Consider the following 22,539-nt stretch of genomic DNA (forward strand, 5'->3'; position numbering starts at 1 on the left):
GCCCCTACTCGGCTCCTCTTTTAAAATGTCCTTTGGTAAAGTTCCTTTCGGCAGGTATACGGTTATGATAATATACCCCCAGAAATTCATCCAGAATCTGCTCTGTTTCCTTAGCTGTCTCCATAGTCAGGGAAATACGTAAGGACTGCATCCCAAGTGCAAGCACCTGCTTCGACTCCTTAAGAAGTCCATACGGCAGACTGTTATAGATTATATTATAGCAGCGTTCTTTTGTTTTTGTAGTTCCTGTTTTCCATGGGTGGCAGACACAGACTGCTGTAAATTCCTTGTCGTATCTGTCCTTCAGGATCATACTGCCCTCGCACATATCACAGGAAGCGATATTTTTGCGGACGCACTGCGCTGACTGCATCAATGGAATATATCCATATACGATAAGCTCACTGTTCCTGTTATCCCTGTGACGCATTTCCGCTTCTTTCAGTTCCAGAGGTACCGTATTCTTAAGAATGTCCTGTTTCTCCCAGAAATCGACGGCTTCGTTATTCCAGGTATACATCGTTGCATCCAGAACCGCAGATTTCTCAAGGCCCTGTTTTTTCAGCATTCCATAGGATTCCAGATTTCTCACAAGAAATCCCTTCATTCCTTCCTCAAGCCACCTTAAAGCAGTCTCAAAAAAATGCTCCGGTGCCTGTTCTCTGGTGATATAAGGAAATGCAAGATACAGTTCTTTCTGGTTCTGAATGCCCCTGGCCATTGCCTGCTCCATAACAAAATATGGAAGATACAATCCCTGAACTTCGTCTCTCTGCCATGCTGTCTCTGCCTGCTCCATCGTTTCGCAGGATATGAACATGCCTGGTATACTGCCATTCTTTCCGGCAGGACTCCCTTCCATTGTGGCAAACACTGGTCTGTCCGCTGCTTTCCGGTACATCGGCGCACAAAGTTCTTCTCCCAATGCTGCCAGAGCGTTTCTCCTGAGTTCATTAAGAAGTTTCACCGGAACAAAGATATTTCCATCCATCTGGATATCCAGGGATTCCCATTCAAATTCAGTATTTCCCAGTTTCTCCATCTGTTTGCGGATACGCTCCTCTGACATCGGATGTTCCTTGGCAAACTGGACTTCTCCATCGGAAACCACCACCTGCCTGTCCCCGCAGGAAACCTGCAGGATTGCCGGGCTCTCCGGGTAAAGCATCAGGCTTCCGGTGATCTTCTCCTTACATTTCGTAAGTTCTCCGGATACGCCGCCGGTCTTCTTCTCATTGGAGAATGCCATCATGGACGGACCGTTGTGCTGCTTATAATAGCCCGTGCAGGAACCGCCTCTGTTAAAGATATCTAAAAGATATTTCCTGTCTTTGTCTGTCACCTGATAATTTTGTCTGTTCTCTAACAATATGTCCAGATATTTCCGATACATACCTGTCACCCCGGCTGTATATCCCGGCTGTTTCATTCTTCCCTCGATCTTGAGCGACATCACGCCCGCTTCTACAATCTCCGGCAGAATATCCAGTGTACAGATATCCTTAAGACTCAGAGGACACAAATCCTCTGTCTTCGGAAATTTCCTGTCTTCTCCCTTACGGACCTGGTAAGGAAGCCTGCATGGCTGTGCGCATCTTCCACGGTTGCCGCTCCTGCCTCCGAGGATGCTGCTCATCAGGCACTGCCCGGACAGACTGTAGCAAAGAGCCCCATGGACAAACGCTTCGATCTCAATACTGCTTTTCTTATGCATGGCAGCCAGTTCCTCAAGGCTTAATTCCCTGGCAGCAACGACACGTGCCGCTCCCTGTTCCTCAAGGAATTTCATTCCCTCCGGTCCGGTAACTGCCATCTGTGTGCTGGCATGGATATGCATGTCCGGAAAATTTCTGCGGATGAACTGAAAAACGCCAAGATCCTGAACAATGACCGCATCCAGTCCCGCCTCATACAGCGGTTTCAGGGAATCAAAGAGTTTCTCCTTGATCTCACGGTTCTTAAGCAGGGTGTTTACCGTGAGATACAGCTTCCTGCCATGAATGTGCGCTGTCCGGATCGCACGGATCAGTTCTTCCTGTGTAAAATTCTGCGCGTAAGCTCTTGCCCCGAAATCCGGTCCGCCTACATAAACTGCATCTGCACCGGCTCCGATCGCAGCCTCGAATCCCTCATAGGAACCTGCCGGTGAAAGTAATTCTATTTCCTGTTTCTTCAAATGAGATTTTCCTTTCATCAGATCATTCTGTAACAAATAAAGAGGACTACCGAAGCAATCCCCTCCCTACTCTTACTTAAGCAACTTATCTATCTCTTCTTCCAGTTCCTTGACCTTCCCTTCAAGAAGTTCCTTCTGTGTTCTGGCATCCTGTTCTTTCTTCTCAGTTTCTTCGATCTTCATGCGGAGTGCGATCAGTTCATGCTTTAATTCATACATCTCCTGATCCTTCTGCTGAAGATCCTGCTCAAAGATCTCTGCCTGCTTCTTTGCCTTGAAATAATCATCTGTAACATTCAGGCTGAGCAGGGTGTGCTTTGTCTCCATTGGCTGACGGGAATATCCCGGCATTTCGCTCAATTCAGACATTTTGTTATTTATATATGATGCCACTTTCTGGAAATACTCTTCAGATTCGTAACCACCAAGAGTTATGATCTTCCCTCCGATGACTACCTGCGCCGTATTTTTGACTGCCATAACAAGCCTCCCGTATCTTAAACTTTCATCCTTCTTCCATAACGGAAGCCGACCAGATTTTTACAAATCTATGGCGTAGTAATACTCCTCACGCCTTGTCTGTACTCCATTATAATCGAATTTTGTAAAAATGTATAGGAATTTTTACGAATTTCTTTCAATTCCGAGATGCTTATAGGCAAGTGCGGACGCTGTACGGCCTCTCGGGGTCCTGTTGAGGAAGCCATTCTGCAGAAGATATGGCTCATAAACATCCTCCAGAGTGCCTGCATCCTCCCCGATCGCTGCCGCCAGAGTCTCCAGACCAACCGGTCCTCCCTGGAAGTTTACGATCAGTGTCTTGAGGATCCTCCGGTCGATCTTGTCCAGTCCATATTGATCCACCTCAAGAAGATCCAGTGCAAAAGAAGCTACATCATAAGTGATCTTTCCATCGTATTTGACCTGTGCAAAATCACGGACTCTCTTGAGAAGACGGTTTGCAAGGCGCGGGGTTCCTCTGGAACGCTTGGCGATCTCTGCCGCACCCCTCGTATCGATCTCAACACCAAGGACATCTGCTGAACGAAGGATGATCGTCTGAAGTTCTTCCTTATTATAGAATTCCAGATGGTGCATCACCCCAAAACGATCCCGGAGCGGTGCAGAAAGAAGTCCCGCCCTCGTTGTCGCTCCGACCAGGGTAAATTTCGGAAGATCAAGACGGATAGATCTCGCAGAAGCACCCTTGCCGATCATAATGTCGATTGCAAAATCCTCCATCGCCGGATAAAGGACCTCCTCCACCTGACGATTCAGGCGGTGGATCTCATCCACAAACAGGATATCTCCCTCCTGGAGATTATTGAGGATCGCCGCCATCTCACCCGGCTTCTCGATCGCCGGACCGGATGTTACCTTCATATGGGTTCCCATCTCATTGGCGATGATCCCGGATAAAGTAGTCTTACCAAGTCCCGGAGGTCCGTAAAACAGGACATGGTCGAGGGCATCGTGTCTCTGTTTCGCGGCTTCTATATAGATCTTGAGTGTGTTTTTGGTTTTTTCCTGACCAATGTATTCATCGAGGGTCTGTGGACGGAGGTTTCCCTCCAGAGGCAGATCCTCCTCTGTCACATCTGTTGTGATCATTCTTTTTTCCATTTATCATTACTCCATTATAATTGTTTGAGGGCAGCCTTGAGGATTGCTTCCACATCGCCCGGGTCTACATCTGTGACTCTGCGGACTGCCTTGAGTGCCTCGGAACTGCTGTAGCCAAGTGCTGTCAGGGCTTCCACTGCCTCCTGGCGTCCATCATGGAAATCTGCACCAGCAAGGACTGCCGCCTCCTGCTCATGTGCCAGTTTCTTCTCAAACGCATCCTCCAGTTTCAGTTTATCCTTCAGTTCAAGGATCAGTTTCTGGGCGGTTTTTTTACCGATCCCAGGCGCTTTGGAAAGAGCCTTGACATCATCAGAGAGTACCGCGAACCGAAGCTCATCAGAAGTAAGTCCTGCCAAAACTCCCAGTGCAGCCTTCGGCCCGATCCCGTTGACACCAAGAAGAAGACGGAACATCTGAAGATCGTCCTTATTCCAGAAACCATATAACTGCATGGCATCCTCACGCACATGGAAATATGTATGGACTTTCACCTTACCTTCCATACGGACCGCCTGCTCGATCGCCGTCCCTGTCATAAAAACCTCATATCCGATCCCGCCTGTCTCTATGATCACAGAATTCTCTGTTGTATCTGCCACCTGGCCGCAAATGAATGAAATCATGCAAACTCTACTCCTGCTCTAATCAAATTTTTTCCTGTTTTTCAATCATAACATAACAAAAAGCAAAAAGCAAACATCTATTCGAAAAGATCCCGGTCAGAGAAGCATTGCCTCTCACGGCCGGGATCTTATTCATATGATATGAAGTTTTAGAGAATGACTTTTCTCGGGCATGCTTCTTTACATGCACCGCAGTTTGTACATTTGTCGTAATCGATGTGTGCACAGAAGTCTGTAACAGTGATCGCACCGTTCGGACAGGTCTTCTCACACTTCTTACATCCGATACATCCAAGTTCGCAGGCAGTTGTAACAGCCTTGCCTTTGGCATGGGAACTGCAGCCTACGAAAGTCTTCTGCTCGTATGGTGCAAGCTCGATCAGATGATGCGGGCATTTTGCGATACATTTACCACAGGCTTTACATGCATCACGGTCTACGACTGCAACACCGTTCACGATATGGATCGCATCAAACGGGCAGGCTTTTACGCAGCTTCCGAATCCCATACATCCATAGGAACAGGCTTTGGCACCGCCGCCCGGGATGAATGCCATCATTTCACAGTCTTCTACACCTGTGTAAGTGTAGTTGTCTTTTGTTTTTTCACAAGTTCCGGTACATTTTACGAAAGCAGCCATACGTGCGCTCTCGACAACTTCCTGTCCCATGATCCCTGCGATCACTTTTCCAACTGCTTCGCCGCCTACCGGACATGCATTGACCGGTGCTTCTCCTTTGGCGATCGCTGCTGCCAGACCATCACAGCCCGGATATCCACATCCACCACAGTTGTTTCCCGGAAGTGCTTCACGGACAGCAACTTCCTTCTCATCGACTTCTACCGCAAATTTCTTGCCGGCAACGCCGAGGAAGATTCCAATAAAGAGGCCCACTGCTGCAACAACGACAGTTGCCACGATAATTGCATTAATATCCATAATCTACGCCTCCTTCGTTACTTAAGCAGTCCGGAAAATCCGAAGAATGCGATCGCCATCAGACCTGCTGTAAGCAGTACTTTCGGGAAGCCCTGGAAAGATTCCGGAACATCGTTGTATTCAATTTTTTCTCTGATACCAGCCATCAGGGTGATAGAGATTGTAAATCCGACTGCTGTCGCAAATCCGTTTACAGTTCCCTGAAGGATGTTGTAGCTTTTCTGTACGTTTGTCAGGGCAACACCAAGAACTGCACAGTTTGTTGTGATCAGAGGAAGGTATACACCGAGTGACTGATAAAGTGCCGGCATACCTTTCTTGAGGAACATTTCAACAAACTGGACAAGTGCTGCGATGATAAGGATAAATACGATCGTCTGTAAATATTCCATATGTGTCGGTACCAGGATGAAGTTGTAGATCAGACCTGTTACAAAGGAAGACAATGTGATGACGAAGATGATCGCACCACCCATTCCTGCCGCCGTTTCGATTCTCTTGGATACACCGAAGAACGGGCAGAGTCCGAGGAACTGGCTTAAGACTACGTTGTTGACGATCGCAGAGCTTACCAGGATCAGTAATAATTCTTTCATGCTTCCTTGCCTCCTTTGCACATTGTGTTGTTGCAGGTATCACAGCCTGCGCAGCATCCGCAGCCTTCACTCGGGTCAATGCCTCTCTTGGCAGCACCGATCTTGAATTTGTTCTGGAGCGCTGCAAGCATTGCAAGAACAAAGAATGCTCCAGGTGCAAGGATAAAGATCGTGATCGGCTCATATCCGAACTTTCCGCCTGCTGCGAGTGGAAGTATCTGATGTCCAAAGATCTGTCCGGCACCGAGAAGTTCACGGACTGCACCGATGCAGGTGATACTTAAGGTAAATCCAAGTCCCATACCAATACCATCAAATAATGACGGGATTGGAGGATTCTTGGAAGCATATGCCTCTGCACGGCCAAGGATGATACAGTTTACAACGATCAGAGGGATATAGATTCCAAGTGCGGAATACAGGCTTGGGATAAATCCCTGTAAAAGCATCTGTACAATAGTTACGAAAGATGCAACGACAACGATAAATGCCGGCATACGAACTCCATCCGGAATGAATTTCCTAAGAAGGGAGATCATAAGGTTTGACATTGCAAGGACTACTGTTGTGGTAAGTCCCATTCCGATACCGTTGATCGCGGATGTGGTAACTGCCAGTGTAGGACACATACCCAGTACCAGCACAAAAGTCGGGTTTTCTTTGATAATACCGTTTACAAGACGTTCAGCAGGTGTATTTGCTTTCATGACTCTGCTCCTCCTTCCACATAACGAAATGCACAAAGGCCGGCATTTACACCGTTTGTCATGGCATTTGTAGTAATTGTGGCACCACTGATCGCATCGATCTGGTCGTCAGATGTGGCACCTGTCTTGGTATATTCGAATTTCTCTACGTTCTTATCCTTAAACTGATCCTGGAAATCCGGGTTCTTGGCTTTCATACCAAGTCCGGCTGTCTCGCTGATGGACAGGATGGAAATTCCGTTTAAGGTTCCGTCGTTCTGAATTCCCATGGTGAACTGGATGTCTCCGCCATATCCTTCAGAATCTGTAACGTTGAGTGCATAGCCGATCGTCTCACCGGAAGCATCCTTGGCTTCCATGATCTCGTTGATCGTCTGTGCATTGAAATTATTCTCTGCAAGGTTTGCTGCCAGTGCATCAGCATCTACATCATATACTTCAAAGCTATCTGCATCTTCAAATACAGCCTTGTATGCTTCCTGTTTGGACTGCTCCTGCTGCTGTGCGATAGGACCTGCTGTGATATCCTGGACTACGCCAAGTGCAAGACCGGCAACAAGCGTGATCGCTGTAATCGCGATCGTATCTTTTACAATACTCATGCTTTTTTACCTCCTTTTCCAAAAGCAACCGGTTTGGTCACTTTCTCGATAAGCGGTACCAGAAGGTTACAGAAGATGATCGCATAGGAAACACCCTCTGCGGATCCGCCAAAGAGACGGAAGATCGCTGTGACAACACCAAGACAGCATCCGTAAAGTAACTGTCCCTTCGGTGTGATCGGGGTCGTTACATAGTCAGTTGCCATGAACCATGCACCAAGCATCAGACCGCCGCCAAACAGATGGCTAAAAAGATAGTTTACATCAAATCCCTTGCCTGTTCCAAGCATATAAAGGATTACAAATACTGCAAAACTTCCGATATATGTAAGCGGGATCTTGAGGTCGATGACTTTGAATGCAAGCAGGATCACTGCACCGATCAGGATCGCGATTGCAGAAGTCTCACCGATGGTTCCGTGAATATTACCGATGAACAGGTTCTTTACAGAGATGGAATCTGCTGTGAATCCGCTGTTCTTAAGTTCTGCAAGAGCAGTTGCTCCTGTAACAGTATCAATACAGTGATATCCGCTCAACTTGTCCACTGCGAAATCTGTCATTTTGCCTGCAAAGGAGATCATCAGGAAACATCTTGCAGCAAGTGCCGGGTTCATGAAGTTCTGTCCCAGACCGCCGAAAAGCTGTTTTACAACGATGATTGCAAAGGCACTGCCGAGTACCGGCATCCACAGCGGGATCTGCGGCGGCATGTTGAGCGCAAGCAGAAGTCCTGTAACAACTGCACTGAAATCATTGATTGTGTTCTTTTTATGCATAAGACGGTCATACAGCCATTCAAAAAAGACGCTGGACGCAACCGTCACGAGTACAACAAGAAGTGCACGGAAGCCGAAGTTCCAGATACCAAACAGTGTGGTAGGAAGCAGCGCAAGTGCAACGAGCTGCATGATCCGGCTTGTTGTCATTTTGTCCCTGACATGAGGATTAGATGATACATTTAACATTTGTTCCATTTTGTTCCCTCCCCCTATTTCTTCTTACGGCTGGCAAGAACCATTTTACGCATAGATTTGATACTCTGGGTCAGCGGTCTCTTCGCCGGACAGATATAACTGCAGCATCCGCATTCACAGCATTCCATACCATCCAGTGCTTCAAAACCTGCCATATCACCACGTTCAGCCAGCGTAGCCAGACGAGCCGGAAGAACATGACCGGGACAGACACCTACACAACGGCCACAGTTGATACATGCCGTCTGGATCTTCTGTGCCTCAGCTACTGCATCATGCTCCAGGAAAAGGAATGCAGAGCTTGTCTTGGTGCACGGGATATGAAGGTCATATAACGGGAATCCCATCATCGGACCACCGGAGATGATTTTCTCGATCTTGGCTTTCAGTCCGCCTGCTGCATCGATCAGTTCAGACATATCGGTTCCTGTATAAACACTGAAGTTCTTAGGCTCTTTGATGCCGTCACCTGTTACAGTCACAACTCGATCCATGACAGGTCTGCCCTGGATAACAGCCTTGTATACAGCAACTACAGTCTCTACGTTGTCTACCACGCATCCAACATCTGCCGGGAGCATTTTGGAGTTGATCTCTCTGCCTGTTGTCGCGTAGATCAGGGTACGCTCACCACCCTGTGGGTATTTGGTCATGAGTTCTTTGACTTCAATCCTCGGGATATCCTTGACCAGTTTCTGCATCTTCTCGATACAGTCCGGTTTGTTGTCCTCGATACAGATATAACCTTTGGCAGAATCAAAGAGTTTCAGGATCACTTTAAGTCCCTCGACTACTTTCTCCGGTTCTTCCATCATTCTGCGGTAGTCACTGGTGATGTACGGTTCGCACTCCGCGCCGTTTACCAGTACGTATTCGATCTTGGAAGGATCCTTCGGTGCCAGTTTGACATGAGTCGGGAAACCGGCTCCACCCATACCTACTACTCCGCCTTCTTTGATACGGTTCAGGATTTCTTCTTTGGTCAGATCTTCCAGTTTCGCAGGTGTGAACTCCACTTCCTGATACTGTTGGTCGTTCTCCACGATGATCGCATCGATCATGGCGCCTGTCGCATTCAGGCGCTTCTCGATCCCCTTAACAGTACCTGATACAGATGCGTGAAGAGGTACAGATACAAATCCTCCTGCATCTGCGATCTTCTGTCCTGCGAGAACCTGGTCACCCTTTTTGACACATGGAACAGACGGTGCTCCGATGTGCTGAGACATCAGGTAAGCCATGTCTCCTTTTGGGAGATACTTCTCAATCGGATGATTCTTTGCCAGTTCCTTACCTTCGTAAGGATGGATTCCGCCCTTAAAGGTCAGTTTTCCCATATATTCGTTTCCTCCTTTTTCATGAGCTGGTATCCACCGCCCATGTTTATTTTGTTTCTGGTGCTGCAGACGATGCCCTCTGCAGTAGAAATCTTGATTAGTTACTGTGCACTCCATTCACAATAACCGCTATGTTACTGTTCACTCCGTTCACAGCAACTTGGTCAAAATCCATTCCAAATCACCTTCGGTGATAGGATTTTGCCCTGTATGTCTCGGGATTTTGCCATATTCATGGCAAAACACCTCGCGGGATACTACCTGTGAACAGTAACATCTCTATTACTACTATACATCTTTTTCACTAAAAATTCACTACCCAATTCACAAAATATTGTGTATAATTAAATACAATCAAGAAAGGAAAAAAATACCATGATTGTTAAAAAAATGCCGATTTTACAAGGGTTTCCAGACTCTGATACTGTTAAATTTTTGTCGAATGCGGAATTAAAGTTGTCAGAATTTTCACCTATTTTTTACGATATTGAGACTACAGGTCTGTCCCGATATTCTACCTTCGTTTATCTGATCGGAGCCGTCCGACATGAACAAAACCTATGGATCCTGACACAGTGGCTCGCAGAATCTCCCGAAGAAGAATCTCTGATCATCGAGGAATTTACCCGCTATATACAGGGCGCAACCTGTACGATCCAGTACAATGGAAACCGTTTTGACCAGCCTTATCTCGAGGAAAGGTGTCGAAGGAACGGTCTTCCTTCCCCTTTTGGAGAGCTTCCGTCGATTGATCTCTATCAGTCGCTTAGATCGTGTCAGACTTTGTTTAAATTATCACGAATGAAGCAGCTCGACCTGGAAAATCTGTTTCCTTCCATACACAGAATACACTGTGACGGCGGTCAGTGCATCCGATTATACCGCTCCTATATAAAAAAGGAGGACCCCTCCGCACTGGAAACGGTTCTGGGTCACAATCAGGAAGACTTATGCGGGCTTGGATCTGTCTATACGCTTCTGAGCTACAAATTCCTCTATCTTGGCGAATATGAGCCTTCCGCTGTCCGCATGCACGGCCAGGAAGAACTTGTGATCACGCTGGCGCTAAAGCATCCGGTCCCTGTTCCCGTTTCCTGTGTCACAGAGGAATTCTATCTCACCGTCAATGATTCCGAAGCCAAACTGCTCCTCCATCTCAGGGATGGAAAGCTCCGGCAGTATTATCCGAATTACAAGGACTATGAATATCTCCCCGGAGAAGATCAGGCAATCCCCAAATCGCTCAGCCGCTACGTGGACAAGAGCCTGCGGACAGCAGCCACGCCCCAGACCTGTTACACCTGGTTCTGCTGCGACGAAAGTTTCCTCAACAGCAGACAGAAACAGATGCAGTACCTGACACATTCTCTCCCCTGTCTTCTCAAAAATCTCGGAAAATAACGCAAAAAAAATCCCGGCAGACCTTAAATCTGTCGGGATTTCATATTATTTGGAATTAATTAAGCCTCTGTGTCTTCTTCTGCCTGTGCAGGAGCTTCCAGTGCTTTCATGCTAAGGCTGATCTTCTTGTCTTCGCCGTTGAAGTCAACAACCTTTGCTTCGATTTCCTGTCCGATGGAAAGTACATCAGATGGTTTTGCAACGTGCTCTCTGGAAATCTGGGATACATGAAGAAGTGCATCGATTCCAGGTGCCAGTTCAACGAATGCACCAAAATCTGTCATACGTGCAACTTTACCAGTTACAACGTTGCCTACTGCGAATTTCTCAGCAGCTGTAAGCCATGGATTCTCTTCCGGGAATTTCATGGACAGTGCGATCTTGTCTCCGTTGATCTCTTTGATCATAACTTTAACTTCGTCACCAACGTTGAATACTTTCTTCGGGTTCTCTACTCTGCCCCAGGACATTTCGGAGATATGAAGAAGTCCGTCTGCTCCACCGAGATCGATGAATGCACCGAAATCTGTAACATTTTTAACAACGCCTGTAACAACATCGCCAACGTTGATTCTCTCCATAAGTTCTTTCTGTTTTTCTGCTTTCTCAGCAAGAAGAAGCTGTTTACGGTTACCGATGATACGGCGTCTTCTTGGGTTGAATTCTGTGATAACGAATTCAATCTCCTGATCTGCATATTTGGAAAGATCTTTCTCATAAGTATCGGATACAAGGCTTGCAGGAATGAATACTCTTGCTTCCTCAACGTTTACACAAAGTCCGCCATCCAGTACCTGTGTTACAGGAGCTTTCAGTACTTCCTGAGATTCAAAAGCAGCTTCCAGACGTTTGTTGCCTTTCTCTGCAGCAAGACGTTTGTATGTCAGGATAACCTGGCCCTCTCCATCGTTCACTTTCAGGACTTTTGCTTCCATAGTGTCACCAACTTTGACTGCATCGGTGAGTACCAGGGAAGAATCGTTGGAATATTCATTCTTTGTGATGATACCATCTGCTTTATAACCGATATTCAGGATGATCTCATCCTCTTTGACATCGATAACAGTACCCTGTACGATCTCTCCATTTCTGATTGTTTTTACGGAATCCTCCAGCATCTGTTCAAAACTTAATTCTGACATGTTCTTGAACCTCCTCAATAATTTTCTTTGGGGTGGACGCCCCTGCTGTAATACCTACACAACTACTGCGATGGAACATTTCAGAATCCAAGTCTACAGGTGTTTGTATATAGTAAGTATTTCCACATTCCTCTTTGCATATTTCAAACAGCTTTTGAGTATTGGAACTATGTCTGCCACCGATGACAAGCATAGTGTCTACCTCTCCGGCTATGTTTTTTGCTTCTTTCTGCCGTTCTTCAGTAGCATTACAAATAGTGTTTAAAATATTGCTAATATTTAAAACATTATTATAATACCTCTTTTCGCGGAGAATTTCAACTAGTTCTTTAAATTTGTTGTAATTAAATGTCGTCTGTGATACAACGCATGCTTCCATATCTGCTTCCGGAATCATATTCTCGACATCTTCTCTGTTTTTGAGGACTCTGTACGGACCATGGCACCATCCGCAGATTCCCTGCACCTCCGGATGCTTCGGATCTCCGAAAATGAAGATCTGTTTCCCAGCAAGGCTTTCTTTCTCGACGATCCGGTGGATCTTGAGTACGAATGGGCAGGTGACATCTACATATTCAAGTCCATTCTCCTTAAGCTTCTCATAGATCTCTCTTCCCACGCCGTGAGAGCGGATCACAACGGTACCACTCTTAATATGATCGAGATTCTCTACTTCAATCACACGCACGCCTCTTGATTCCAGATCAGAGACAACTTCTTCATTGTGGATGATCGGTCCCAGAGTATAAATAGGAGAAACTCCATCCTCGATCAGCTGATAGACCTTGTCGACAGCCCGCTTGACTCCGAAACAGAAGCCTGCAGTCTCTGCTACTTTAACCTTCATATCGTTTATTCCTTTTCTGATACTTTGGAGTGATAGACAGAAAGGATCTTCTCGACAGTCTCATCGATCGTAAGTTCTGAGGAATCCACGAGAACAGCATCCTCTGCCTGGCAGAGCGGCGAGATCTCTCTGGTCATATCTCTCTGATCTCTCTCCTCGATTGTTTTCTGGATCTCGGCAAGATCACAAGCCTCACCCTTTTCCTGATATTCAAGATAACGGCGACGTGCCCTTGTCAGTGAGCTTGCGGTAAGATAGATCTTGACATCTGCATCCGGCAGGATCGTTGTTCCGATATCTCTGCCGTCCATGACAACGCTCATGGTCCTGGCCAGCTTGCGCTGCAGATCAAGAAGCTTCTCTCTCACACGCGGCACTGCAGAACTTACAGACGCCATTGCACTCACTTCTTCTGTGCGGAGATGTGCATTTACATTTTCTCCGTCGAGAAGAACGATCTGCTCTCCATTCTGATACTCAATAGAAATCTCCGCATTCTGACATGCCTCTCCGATCTCATCCGGTTCCTCGCGGTTTACTCCCTTTCTGAGAAGATAAAGTGCCATGGCGCGATACATTGCTCCTGTATCCACGTATACAAAAGAAAGTTCTTTTGCTACTTTTTGGGCCACTGTACTTTTGCCCGCTCCAGCCGGACCGTCAATTGCAATATTGTGTACCATTTTGTTTTCCTCCTAGTTACTCTTTTTCGCTTATATCTATAGCAGCAAGGTATGCAGTGGACCACGCGATCTGAAGATTGTAGCCCCCTGTTACTGCGTCAAGATCAAGAACTTCACCTGTAAAATACAGGTTTTTGATTTTTTTGGACTCCATGCTTCCCGGGTTGATATCCTTGACGGAAACACCGCCCTGTGTGATGACCGCCTCCTTGAATTCTCCCGGCTCCGTGATCGTGAACGGGAAATTCTTGACGACTGTGCCAAAGGCAAGGCGTTCTTCTCTGGATATCTCATGGATCACCTTATCTCCCGGGATTCCACCGATCTCAAGCATCACCGGTGTAAGTGATGACGGGAAAAGGACTCCTATCACATTCTTAAACTGCTTATTCTTGCCATTTTCAAACTCTCGAAGTATCCGCTCATCAAGCTGCTCCGGACTGAGGGCCGGCTTAAGATCGATAAATGCGCTCAGTTCTTCTCCTTTGGCAAGATATTTGCCAAGTTTGGCACTGGCACTTAAGATCAGCGGTCCGGTAACACCGGTATGTGTAAACATCATCTCTCCAAAATCCCGATAAAGGATCTTTTTGCCGCGTCTGACTGTAAGCTCTACATTCTTGAGTGAAAGTCCTGTCATCCTCGGAATATAATCTTCTTTGACCTTAAGCGGAACAAGCGATGGGATACAGTCCGTCACCTGATGCCCGGTCTCCCGTGCAAAACGATATCCGTCTCCTGTGGAACCGGTCGTTGGATAAGACAGTCCGCCTGTCGCAACGACTACTGCATCTGCATTCTGAACTTCTCCGTCCGCCAGGGAAATTCCTGTCGCAGTCCCGTCCTTTGTCAGAATCTCTCTGACTTCACTTCTGAATCTTACGTGAACGCCATATTTCTTCATAAGACGTTCCAGACCGCGGATGATGTCTGAAGAGCGGTCAGACTGTGGAAAAACGCGGTTTCCCCGTTCTGTCTTGAGCGATACGCCCGTCTCCTCAAGAAGTGCCATCATATCCTGGCTGTTAAAAGTATAAAATGCACTGTACAGAAATTTGCTGTTCGTCATCACTGCGCGGAGCAGGTCTTCTACCTCACAGTTATTTGTAACATTGCATCTTCCTTTTCCTGTAATATAGAGTTTCTTTCCCAGCTTTTCGTTTTTTTCGTATAAAAAAACTTCACAGCCGTTTCTGGCGGCGATGATACTGCACAGCATACCGGCAGCTCCGCCCCCGACAATTATCACTTTGTTCATGGAAATCCTTTCTTGCAAGCAAGCCCGTCAGAAAAATCTGGCGGGCCTGATTATTTTCCTTCATTTGGAACGCTGTCCAAAGCAGGGATTTTTATTTTTTATACCGGATATGCTCCGTTTTCTGTGTCTGCAGCTTTCTCGTCTACTTTTTTCTCCTGAGCCTGACGGTATTTGAAGAAGTCAGTAGCAACCTGCGGGAACAGTGCGTAGGACAGAACGTCCTCATCCTGCTCTTTGTAAGCGGACATTTCTGTTTCCAGTTTGTCCAGCTCATTGTCGAGAAGGTCTGCCGGACGGCAGGTGATCGGTTTTGCATCTCCGATGCACTTCTTCTGTACATCCTGGTTGAATGGTTTTACGGTTGCACCGTATTTTCCTAACAGGATATCCTTTGTTTCTTTTGTGACCATCTTGTATCTCTCACCCATGAGCACGTTGAATACAGCCTGTGTACCAACGATCTGAGAAGACGGAGTTACGAGCGGCGGCTCACCGAGGTCTTTACGAACCTTCGGAACTTCCTCAAGAACATCGTAGAATTTGTCTTCTGCGTGCTGCTCTTTGAGCTGTGATGTCAGGTTGGAAAGCATTCCGCCTGGTACCTGATACAGAAGAGTCTTGATGTTTACACCAAGGTTCTTCGGATTCAGAAGGCCGCTGTCCAGAGCGTCATCACGGATCGGCCGGAAGTAATCAGCGATCTCAGCAAGGAGTTTCTGATCAAATCCTGTATCATATGGTGTGCCTTTGAAGGTCTCTACCATAACCTCTGTTGCCGGCTGGGAAGTTCCCAGAGCGAACGGAGACATTGCAGTATCGATGATATCAACACCAGCTTCTACTGCTTTGAGGTATGTCATGGAAGCAACACCAGAGGTGTAATGTGTATGAAGATCGATCGGGATCTTAACAGCATCTTTGAGTGCTCCGACAAGCTCAGTTGCTTTATATGGAAGCAGAAGACCTGCCATATCTTTGATACAGATGGAATCTGCACCCATGTCTTCGATGTGTTTTGCGATGTTTACCCAGTACTCAAGAGTATATGCATCACCTAATGTGTAGGAAAGAGCAACCTGTGCGTGTGCTTTTTCTTTGTTGGCAGCTTTAACTGCTGTCTGAAGGTTACGCATATCGTTGAGGCAGTCAAAAATACGGATGATGTCGATTCCGTTTGCTACAGATTTCTGTACGAAGTATTCTACTACGTCATCTGCATATGGACGATATCCAAGGATGTTCTGTCCACGGAACAGCATCTGAAGTTTTGTGTTCTTGAAGCCGTCACGTAATTTACGAAGTCTTTCCCATGGGTCTTCTTTAAGGAAACGAAGGGAAGCATCGAAAGTAGCTCCACCCCAGCACTCTACTGCGTGGTAGCCGACTTTGTCCATTTTATCTACGATCGGGAGCATCTGTTCTGTGGTAAGTCTTGTTGCGATCAGAGACTGATGAGCATCACGGAGAACAGTTTCCACGATTTTTACAGGTTTTTTTTCTAATTCAGCCATTATGTTTTCTCCTTATATTATTAATTCAGCTAAACGCATCTGACCCAGCGGGATCAAACACCGAAGATAGCCATGAAGGTTCCGGCTGCAACGGCTGTTCCGATTACACCGGCTACGTTTGGTCCCATTGCATGCATCAGCAGGAAGTTTGTAGGATCTGCTTCTGCGCCGACTTTCTGGGATACACGGGCAGCCATAGGAACGGCTGATACACCAGCGGATCCGATCAGCGGATTGATCTTTCCACCGGACAGTTTGCACATCAGTTTACCAAGCATACATCCGCCGAAAGTACCGAATGCAAATGCTGCAAGACCGAGAACAACGATTTTCAGAGTATCAACATTAAGGAATGCCTCTGCGCTTGTAGAAGCACCTACAGATGTACCAAGCAGGATAACTACGATGTACATCAGGGCATTGGAAGCAGTCTCAGTAAGCTGTTTAACAACGCCTGACTCACGGAAGAGGTTACCCAGCATCAGCATACCTACCAGCGGAGCTGTTGTAGGAAGAAGTAAGCAGACAACGATCGTGATAACGATCGGGAACAGGATCTTCTCGATCTTGGTTACCGGACGAAGCTGATCCATTTTGATCTTACGTTCTGCTTCTGTAGTACAGAGTTTCATAATCGGCGGCTGAATGATCGGAACCAGTGACATATAAGAATATGCCGCCACCGCGATCGGTCCCATTAAAGCGGTCTGTCCAAGTTTTCCGGCAAGGAAAATGGAGGTAGGACCATCTGCTCCACCGATGATGGAGATCGCTGCTGCTGCTTTTCCGTTGAATCCAAGGAAGATCGCAAGGAAGTATGCAACATAGATACCAAGCTGTGCAGCTGCTCCGAGGAGGAAGCTCTTCGGATTGGCGATCAGCGGACCGAAGTCTGTCATCGCACCAACGCCCATGAAGATCAGGGACGGAAGGATACTCCACTCATCGAGGATATAGAAGTAATGCAGAAGACCACCAACACCGTTGGACATGTCTTCCGGATTTGCCATAATGTCCGGGTAGATATTTACCAGGAGCATACCAAAAGCGATCGGAACCAGAAGAAGCGGCTCAAAACCTTTTTTGATAGCAAGGAATAAGAATACACACGCCACCGCGATCATCAGATAGTTTCCCCATGTCAGGTTAAAAAATGCTGTCTGATGGATCAGGTTGGACAGGGTTTCTATTACATAAGACATTTGATTACCTCCCGTCCTAGTTCATTGTAGCCAGAGTATCTCCGTTTTCTACGGATGCGCCTTCGGATGTGTCGATGCTGGCTACAGTACCATCCTGAGGAGCTACAACCGGGATCTCCATCTTCATGGATTCCAGGATCACGATGTTGTCTCCTGCTTTTACTGCCTGTCCTGCGGAAGCTACGATCTTGAGGACTTTACCTGGTACAGAAGCGGTAACTTTGACTGCGCCTGCTCCTGCTGCCGGTGCTGCTGCTTTAGGAGCTGCTGCCGGTGCTGCCTTCGGTGCTGCTACTGGAGCTGCTGCCGGTGCGCTTACGCTTCCTGTTTCTTCTACAGTAACTTCATATGCTGTTCCATTTACGGTGATTGTATAGCTTTTCATTTTTAATCCTCCTAAAATTGTCAATTACCTTTTTTTGCGGTTGATCTTACGGATGGAGCGTACAACAAATCCGTCTGTTGTAGTTCCCTCTGATGCTGCGATCGCTGCTGCGATCACGGCGATCAGCTCTGAGTTATCAGTTTCTTCCTGAACAGGTGCTGCTGCCACCGGAACCGGTGCAGGAGCCGGAGTTGCTGCTTCTTCTTTTTTCTTTTTAACCTGCTGTGCTCCTGAACCCGGAATGTATTTGAACAGGGAGATCAGGAAGATCAGCATGGCCAGAATCACGAATACAGTACCGATTCCCATAAGAGTGTTAAGTGCTGCATTCTTCATGGTTGTTCCAAAAGAATACTGAATATCGACTGCCAGTGAAGTAGGAGTCAGGTTCTTGTCAAATACATAAGTAAATTCAGCGTCTTCTTTTTCGAATTCAACCGGAATAACTGCTGTATATTCATCACCTGAATATTCGATCTCTACATCACCGGTTTCCTTCAGCTCACCCAGGTCGTCTTTGGTTCCGTCCCAGGCTGTCATTGCACTTGAAGTAAACGCATCGTCGGACTCCATGTACTGCTCGATCTGATCATCAGACAGTCCGATGATCTCATCTGTCAGTCCTTCTGCATAAGTTTCAATCTGGTTTTTGACGGTTTCGTCGATCTCACCATCTGCCCAAACAACTGCTGCACCGGAGAACATCAGGGATGCGGCGCAGGCAAAAGCAGCGCAGGTAGTGGATGCTTTCTTTAACATCTGATTCATATGCTCACCTCGCTTAGACTGTGCCATGTTTCTTAGCTGGACGGTCTTCTCTCTTTGTGAACAGCATCTCAAATGCTCCGATCACGTATTTACGTGTGTCAGCCGGAGCGATCACAGTATCTACATATCCTCTTGCTGCGGCAGATTCTACGCTGGACTGCAGTTCTCTGTACTCTGCAGCTTTCTCGTTGATAACAGAAGCTTCTGATCCCGGGTACATGATCTTTGCTGCCATGGAAGCATCCATCATTCCGATTTCTGCATTGTCCCATGCATAAACGATATCTGCACCTACAGATTTGCTGTTCATTGCCACATAAGCTGTGCCGTATGCTTTGCCGATGATGACATTTACCTTCGGAACGGTTGCGGATGCAAATGCATGAACCAGTTCTCCGACGGATTTAGCCATAACTTTCTCGCCGCATACAGTTGCCTTGAATCCTGTTACATTTGTAAGAGTCAGTACCGGGATATCAAAAGCGTCACAGAATTTCACGAATCCGGCTGCTTTTCTTGCTGCTCTTGCGGAAAGAGTGCCGTCGAATTCTTCTGCCTTCTCACCTTCTGCATCGTAAACTTCTGTTCTGTTGGCCACTGCACCTACAGTCATTCCGTTTACACGAAGGAATCCTGTAACAACGTCTTTGCCGAAGTCTCTCTTGGTCTCGAAGAAGATTCCGTTGTCTGCGATTCTGGAAAGTGCAATGGAGGTATCTCCTGCGCATGCTGCGATATCCTCGCATGCACGGTTCAGATCATCTGTGCACTCTGCGAAAGAATCATTGTCTTCGAAGTTGGATGGAAGAAGGCTTACAAGCTGACGGATCTCAGCAAGGATCTCTTCTTCAGATTCTACAGCATCGATAAGTCCTGTCTCCTCGCTCTGGAAAGCAGCGGATGCTGTGTCACATTTCTCTGTGTAGTTTCCATCAAGTGCGTTCGGGCTGTTTACGAACATTTTGCCTTTTTTGGCTTCGATGAATGTGAAATCAGTCAGTGCCGGAACAACTGCCATTCCTCCGCCACAGGTACCGAATACCGCTGTGATCTGCGGGATCATTCCGGATGCCATTGTCTGTTTGAAGTAGATTCCACCGAATGCTTCCAGTGCATCTGTTGCTTCCTGAAGACGCATTCCTGCACAATCTACCAGTCCGATCACAGGTGCTCCTGTTTTGATAGCAAGGTCATATAATGCGGAGATCTTCTTTGCATGCATCTCGCCTACAGTTCCGTTCAGTACGGAAGCATCCTGGCTGTATACATAGACAAGATTCCCATCGATCACACCATATCCGGTGATAACACCGTCTGAAGGCGCTTTTTTCTCAGTCATGTTGAAGTCTGTGGATCTGGCTGTTACGCTTTTCCCGATTTCAACAAAACTGTTGGCGTCAAGCAAAGAAGTGATTCTTGTGCTCGCTAAGCTTTGTGTTGCATTACTCATTCTCTTTTGCCCTCCATGTTTATAAAATTTTAAAATATAACCAAAATTTTAGCCGATTGTAATTGTAACCTGTTTTCAAGTTTTTTTCAATACATTTCGTTTTTTTTGTTAATTTTTTAACCCTAAAAATTATTTTATAACAACACAAAATTTTTGGCCAAAAAAAGAAAAGCCCTCTCCTCGCGGAAAAGACTTTTTGCCCTCTTTCATCTCCTTAATGAAAAAATCTATCAGAAACATGCTCCAGCGTCCGGCTGAAAGTTCTCTCCCCGACAGACTGTTCTGCCAGTACCGGGTAAGCAGAGAGCAATTCCCCATTCAGCCGGAATGTCACCTGCCCGATCTCATCTCCCCGTCTTACAGGAGCTTCGATCGAAGACGGCACTTTTACCTGACAGGTCACATTTTCCCTGTCAGAAAGAAGCATGCAGGTTTCTTTCTGTTCTTCGGAGATATCGAGAAGACCGTGCAGATATATCTTCTTTCTGCCGACAGGATCTCCCGTGAATCCATTTTTGACCTGGATCAGAGGAATCTCGGGGTCTTTCCACCAGCTGCGGTATTTATAATTTTCTTCGCCGTAATTAAGAAGTGCTGCGGTATCCTTCCATTTGTAAGTCTTGTGGTTCGGCCAGCCGCTTCCCAGAAGGGCAACAATGAAAGTCCTGCCGTCTTTTTCCTCTGCACAGACATAACAGTAGCCCGCATCTCCTGTGTAGCCGGTTTTTCCTGACAGGATGCCTTCTCTCATATCCAGGAACGCATTCGCATTGTGGAGAGAAAATGTCCGATTCTTCTCAATATCTGAAAAAGAATAGTCCCTTGTCTCGGTGATCTTGAGGAACATCGGATTCTGTATGGCATAGCGCATGATAAGCGCCAGGTCCCGTGCCGTTGTATGATGGCTGCCTCCACTGTCTCTGGCGTCCAGCCCGTTCGGTGTCACAAAGTGTGTGTCCGTACAGCCGATCTCTTTCGCTTTCTGGTTCATCATGGCTGCAAATCCTTCCACAGAACCTCCGATATGTTCCGCGATCGCGACCGCGGCATCGTTGTGGCTCTGCAGCATCAGAGAGTACAAAAGGTCTTCCAGATAATACTGCTCTCCTTTTTGGATACCAAGCCGTACATCTGGCTGCGCGGCAGCATTGGAAGAAACCTGTACATAATCATCGCCTTTACCGTTTTCCAGGGCAAGGATGCAGGTCAGGACTTTCGTGGTGCTTGCATTCGCTCTCGGTGTTTCGCCCTCTTTTTCATACAGGACACGCCCCGAATCCCCATCCATCAGAACTGCCGAAAGCGCATAAAGATTTCCGGGCGCACTGCTTTCCCCGGAAGCAGCACAGACTGTGGAATTTATCAGAAAAACTGCTATGACCAGAATCGTGACCGTGATATTATATCTGCGTTTCATATCCCACCTCTTATTCTTTATAGGATATTTTATGCAGACCTGTCCTCATTATATGTCTCTGTTCCTTCCGGTTCCAGTAAGCCGGTCAGCCGTTATAAGTCTTATACCATCTCTCGCCCAGCGGTCTGTCTTCTTTTGAAAGTCTGAATAATTCCTCAAGGTACTGCGGTGCTTCCTTTATCTCCCTGTCATACAGTCCGTGCAGGGCATGGACCGGAACTGCGCTCCCCGGGACCGGGTCTTTCGCCATGAAATATTCCATCATGGAATCAGACAGCTTCTTGCCAGCAAGCCTCGAAAGCACCGTGAGAAATTTCTTACGCCTGCCCTTGTTATCATAAACCAGACAGTTTGTGATCAGCTTCATGCGCCTCAGAGATTTCAGGATATCTCCTGTCGCTATTTTGGGGATCGCACGGTGGATCACTCTGGCATAGGTAATCCTCGGAAATACACCGCATGCCGGGTAATAATGATATGGATTTTTATGAGTTTCCAGCATCAATGTCCGGTCAAATTCTTTCTCAAGAAGGGTATGCGTGATCACTTCCTTCGCTGCCATATCCTCGATATAGGGATGGCAGGCGCTGTCCAGAAGATAGTGGCATCCGAATCCAAGAAGATAGGCAAGAAGCTTCTCATCGTGAGTTTCCCGCACGATCGCCATTCCCCTCTCAAAAAAAGGAGCCGCTTTTTCCTTATGCATGCGGATCCCTGTTGTGGATACCTTTGGTTTCAGCATGTGATAAAACAGGATATCCGGTCCGTGAAGTCCGATCCGGTACAGATTAACATTTCTCTGAATGACCATCTGCATCTCCTTCGGAAGTTTGTGATAAATTTTTTTACCAAATAAGTCATGTGCATAGGTCGTAGGCATTTTATTTTCC

General features: G+C 46.9%; 22 protein-coding genes. 1 reads left to right on the forward strand and 21 read right to left on the reverse strand.

The genetic code is table 11. The features are described 5' to 3' along the window. Positions 1 to 4 precede the first annotated feature (4 nt). The 10 genes from DXC01_RS04535 to rsxC all read right to left on the reverse strand — a co-directional run bounded on the left by DXC01_RS04535 (position 5) and on the right by rsxC (position 9,585). Positions 5 to 2,176 (reverse strand): peptidase U32 family protein, encoded by a 2,172-nt coding sequence (locus tag DXC01_RS04535; RefSeq protein ID WP_243111547.1) that lies wholly within the window; start codon positions 2,174 to 2,176, stop codon positions 5 to 7. Between the two features lie 72 nt (positions 2,177 to 2,248). Then, positions 2,249 to 2,656: a cell division protein ZapA gene (zapA, locus tag DXC01_RS04540; protein WP_022215165.1), complete on the reverse strand. Its 408-nt coding sequence runs from the start codon at positions 2,654 to 2,656 to the stop codon at positions 2,249 to 2,251. Between the two features lie 144 nt (positions 2,657 to 2,800). Next, positions 2,801 to 3,799 carry a Holliday junction branch migration DNA helicase RuvB gene (gene ruvB, locus DXC01_RS04545; RefSeq protein ID WP_022215164.1) on the reverse strand — a complete coding sequence of 333 codons (999 nt, stop codon included), beginning with the start codon at positions 3,797 to 3,799 and terminating at the stop codon, positions 2,801 to 2,803. Positions 3,800 to 3,813: 14 nt separating this feature from the next. Beyond that, the gene (gene ruvA, locus DXC01_RS04550) at positions 3,814 to 4,425 is read right to left on the reverse strand and encodes a Holliday junction branch migration protein RuvA (RefSeq protein ID WP_022215163.1); all 612 of its coding nucleotides are present in this window, start codon (positions 4,423 to 4,425) and stop codon (positions 3,814 to 3,816) included. 149 nt (positions 4,426 to 4,574) lie between these two features. Beyond that, positions 4,575 to 5,366, reverse strand: coding sequence for an RnfABCDGE type electron transport complex subunit B (locus DXC01_RS04555; RefSeq protein ID WP_022215162.1), 792 nt, complete (start codon positions 5,364 to 5,366; stop codon positions 4,575 to 4,577). A 17-nt stretch (positions 5,367 to 5,383) separates the two neighbouring features. Beyond that, entirely contained in the window at positions 5,384 to 5,962 is a 579-nt protein-coding gene (gene rsxA, locus DXC01_RS04560; RefSeq protein ID WP_022215161.1) for an electron transport complex subunit RsxA, read from the reverse strand. After that, positions 5,959 to 6,669 carry an electron transport complex subunit RsxE gene (rsxE, locus tag DXC01_RS04565; RefSeq protein WP_022215160.1) on the reverse strand — a complete coding sequence of 237 codons (711 nt, stop codon included), beginning with the start codon at positions 6,667 to 6,669 and terminating at the stop codon, positions 5,959 to 5,961. Before rsxE ends, rsxA begins: the two co-directional genes overlap by 4 nt. Continuing rightward, positions 6,666 to 7,271: an RnfABCDGE type electron transport complex subunit G gene (locus DXC01_RS04570; protein ID WP_118251471.1), complete on the reverse strand. Its 606-nt coding sequence runs from the start codon at positions 7,269 to 7,271 to the stop codon at positions 6,666 to 6,668. Before DXC01_RS04570 ends, rsxE begins: the two co-directional genes overlap by 4 nt. Beyond that, on the reverse strand, positions 7,268 to 8,248 hold the full coding sequence (locus DXC01_RS04575) for an RnfABCDGE type electron transport complex subunit D (protein WP_022215158.1): 981 nt from the start codon (positions 8,246 to 8,248) through the stop codon (positions 7,268 to 7,270). Before DXC01_RS04575 ends, DXC01_RS04570 begins: the two co-directional genes overlap by 4 nt. Before the next feature lie 14 nt (positions 8,249 to 8,262). After that, positions 8,263 to 9,585, reverse strand: a complete 1,323-nt coding sequence (gene rsxC / locus DXC01_RS04580) for an electron transport complex subunit RsxC (RefSeq protein WP_118698370.1) — start codon at positions 9,583 to 9,585, stop codon at positions 8,263 to 8,265. Between the two features lie 375 nt (positions 9,586 to 9,960). On the opposite strand from rsxC, the gene DXC01_RS04585 reads away from it, so the two are divergent. Beyond that, the gene (locus DXC01_RS04585) at positions 9,961 to 10,986 is read left to right on the forward strand and encodes a ribonuclease H-like domain-containing protein (protein ID WP_118698371.1); all 1,026 of its coding nucleotides are present in this window, start codon (positions 9,961 to 9,963) and stop codon (positions 10,984 to 10,986) included. Between the two features lie 59 nt (positions 10,987 to 11,045). On the opposite strand, the gene rpsA is transcribed toward DXC01_RS04585, so the two are convergent. The 11 genes from rpsA to DXC01_RS04640 form a co-directional block, all read right to left on the reverse strand. After that, the gene (gene rpsA, locus DXC01_RS04590; protein ID WP_118698372.1) at positions 11,046 to 12,128 is read right to left on the reverse strand and encodes a 30S ribosomal protein S1; all 1,083 of its coding nucleotides are present in this window, start codon (positions 12,126 to 12,128) and stop codon (positions 11,046 to 11,048) included. After that, positions 12,109 to 12,975 carry a 4-hydroxy-3-methylbut-2-enyl diphosphate reductase gene (gene ispH, locus DXC01_RS04595; RefSeq protein WP_118698373.1) on the reverse strand — a complete coding sequence of 289 codons (867 nt, stop codon included), beginning with the start codon at positions 12,973 to 12,975 and terminating at the stop codon, positions 12,109 to 12,111. The genes rpsA and ispH overlap by 20 nt, the downstream gene beginning before the upstream one ends. Before the next feature lie 5 nt (positions 12,976 to 12,980). Continuing rightward, a complete protein-coding gene (cmk, locus tag DXC01_RS04600; RefSeq protein ID WP_022213778.1) occupies positions 12,981 to 13,658 on the reverse strand; it encodes a (d)CMP kinase in 678 nt (225 codons plus the stop codon). Between the two features lie 16 nt (positions 13,659 to 13,674). Continuing rightward, the gene (locus tag DXC01_RS04605) at positions 13,675 to 14,916 is read right to left on the reverse strand and encodes an NAD(P)/FAD-dependent oxidoreductase (protein WP_118698374.1); all 1,242 of its coding nucleotides are present in this window, start codon (positions 14,914 to 14,916) and stop codon (positions 13,675 to 13,677) included. Positions 14,917 to 15,014: 98 nt separating this feature from the next. Continuing rightward, positions 15,015 to 16,427, reverse strand: coding sequence for an oxaloacetate decarboxylase subunit alpha (locus tag DXC01_RS04610; protein ID WP_118251465.1), 1,413 nt, complete (start codon positions 16,425 to 16,427; stop codon positions 15,015 to 15,017). Between the two features lie 53 nt (positions 16,428 to 16,480). Further along, positions 16,481 to 17,629 carry a sodium ion-translocating decarboxylase subunit beta gene (locus DXC01_RS04615; RefSeq protein WP_022213775.1) on the reverse strand — a complete coding sequence of 383 codons (1,149 nt, stop codon included), beginning with the start codon at positions 17,627 to 17,629 and terminating at the stop codon, positions 16,481 to 16,483. 16 nt (positions 17,630 to 17,645) lie between these two features. Next, positions 17,646 to 18,014: a biotin/lipoyl-binding carrier protein gene (locus DXC01_RS04620; RefSeq protein ID WP_118698375.1), complete on the reverse strand. Its 369-nt coding sequence runs from the start codon at positions 18,012 to 18,014 to the stop codon at positions 17,646 to 17,648. 24 nt (positions 18,015 to 18,038) lie between these two features. Beyond that, on the reverse strand, positions 18,039 to 18,782 hold the full coding sequence (locus DXC01_RS04625) for an OadG family transporter subunit (protein ID WP_118698376.1): 744 nt from the start codon (positions 18,780 to 18,782) through the stop codon (positions 18,039 to 18,041). A 13-nt stretch (positions 18,783 to 18,795) separates the two neighbouring features. After that, on the reverse strand, positions 18,796 to 20,232 hold the full coding sequence (locus DXC01_RS04630) for an acyl-CoA carboxylase subunit beta (RefSeq protein ID WP_118698377.1): 1,437 nt from the start codon (positions 20,230 to 20,232) through the stop codon (positions 18,796 to 18,798). A gap of 214 nt (positions 20,233 to 20,446) precedes the next feature. Next, positions 20,447 to 21,649 carry a D-alanyl-D-alanine carboxypeptidase family protein gene (locus tag DXC01_RS04635; protein WP_118698378.1) on the reverse strand — a complete coding sequence of 401 codons (1,203 nt, stop codon included), beginning with the start codon at positions 21,647 to 21,649 and terminating at the stop codon, positions 20,447 to 20,449. An 85-nt stretch (positions 21,650 to 21,734) separates the two neighbouring features. After that, the gene (locus tag DXC01_RS04640; RefSeq protein WP_118698379.1) at positions 21,735 to 22,529 is read right to left on the reverse strand and encodes a zinc dependent phospholipase C family protein; all 795 of its coding nucleotides are present in this window, start codon (positions 22,527 to 22,529) and stop codon (positions 21,735 to 21,737) included. Between the last annotated feature and the right edge of the window lie 10 nt (positions 22,530 to 22,539).

Origin of the sequence: Blautia sp. OM07-19 (assembly GCF_003481595.1) — a bacterium.
GTDB lineage: Bacteria > Bacillota > Clostridia > Lachnospirales > Lachnospiraceae > Blautia_A > Blautia_A intestinihominis.

Bases quoted from the DNA above. Each gene is read 5' to 3' on its own strand.
- rsxC (WP_118698370.1), bottom strand. From the start codon at position 9,585: ATGGGAAAACTGACCTTTAAGGGCGGAATCCATCCTTACGAAGGTAAG.
- DXC01_RS04585 (WP_118698371.1), top strand. From the start codon at position 9,961: ATGATTGTTAAAAAAATGCCGATTTTACAAGGGTTTCCAGACTCTGAT.
- DXC01_RS04635 (WP_118698378.1), bottom strand. From the start codon at position 21,649: ATGAAACGCAGATATAATATCACGGTCACGATTCTGGTCATAGCAGTT.
- rsxA (WP_022215161.1), bottom strand. From the start codon at position 5,962: ATGAAAGAATTATTACTGATCCTGGTAAGCTCTGCGATCGTCAACAAC.
- DXC01_RS04615 (WP_022213775.1), bottom strand. From the start codon at position 17,629: ATGTCTTATGTAATAGAAACCCTGTCCAACCTGATCCATCAGACAGCA.
- DXC01_RS04555 (WP_022215162.1), bottom strand. From the start codon at position 5,366: ATGGATATTAATGCAATTATCGTGGCAACTGTCGTTGTTGCAGCAGTG.
- DXC01_RS04575 (WP_022215158.1), bottom strand. From the start codon at position 8,248: ATGGAACAAATGTTAAATGTATCATCTAATCCTCATGTCAGGGACAAA.
- rsxE (WP_022215160.1), bottom strand. From the start codon at position 6,669: ATGAAAGCAAATACACCTGCTGAACGTCTTGTAAACGGTATTATCAAA.
- ispH (WP_118698373.1), bottom strand. From the start codon at position 12,975: ATGAAGGTTAAAGTAGCAGAGACTGCAGGCTTCTGTTTCGGAGTCAAG.
- zapA (WP_022215165.1), bottom strand. From the start codon at position 2,656: ATGGCAGTCAAAAATACGGCGCAGGTAGTCATCGGAGGGAAGATCATA.
- rpsA (WP_118698372.1), bottom strand. From the start codon at position 12,128: ATGTCAGAATTAAGTTTTGAACAGATGCTGGAGGATTCCGTAAAAACA.
- DXC01_RS04610 (WP_118251465.1), bottom strand. From the start codon at position 16,427: ATGGCTGAATTAGAAAAAAAACCTGTAAAAATCGTGGAAACTGTTCTC.
- DXC01_RS04605 (WP_118698374.1), bottom strand. From the start codon at position 14,916: ATGAACAAAGTGATAATTGTCGGGGGCGGAGCTGCCGGTATGCTGTGC.
- cmk (WP_022213778.1), bottom strand. From the start codon at position 13,658: ATGGTACACAATATTGCAATTGACGGTCCGGCTGGAGCGGGCAAAAGT.
- ruvB (WP_022215164.1), bottom strand. From the start codon at position 3,799: ATGGAAAAAAGAATGATCACAACAGATGTGACAGAGGAGGATCTGCCT.
- DXC01_RS04630 (WP_118698377.1), bottom strand. From the start codon at position 20,232: ATGAGTAATGCAACACAAAGCTTAGCGAGCACAAGAATCACTTCTTTG.
- DXC01_RS04625 (WP_118698376.1), bottom strand. From the start codon at position 18,782: ATGAATCAGATGTTAAAGAAAGCATCCACTACCTGCGCTGCTTTTGCC.
- DXC01_RS04570 (WP_118251471.1), bottom strand. From the start codon at position 7,271: ATGAGTATTGTAAAAGATACGATCGCGATTACAGCGATCACGCTTGTT.
- DXC01_RS04640 (WP_118698379.1), bottom strand. From the start codon at position 22,529: ATGCCTACGACCTATGCACATGACTTATTTGGTAAAAAAATTTATCAC.
- DXC01_RS04620 (WP_118698375.1), bottom strand. From the start codon at position 18,014: ATGAAAAGCTATACAATCACCGTAAATGGAACAGCATATGAAGTTACT.
- ruvA (WP_022215163.1), bottom strand. From the start codon at position 4,425: ATGATTTCATTCATTTGCGGCCAGGTGGCAGATACAACAGAGAATTCT.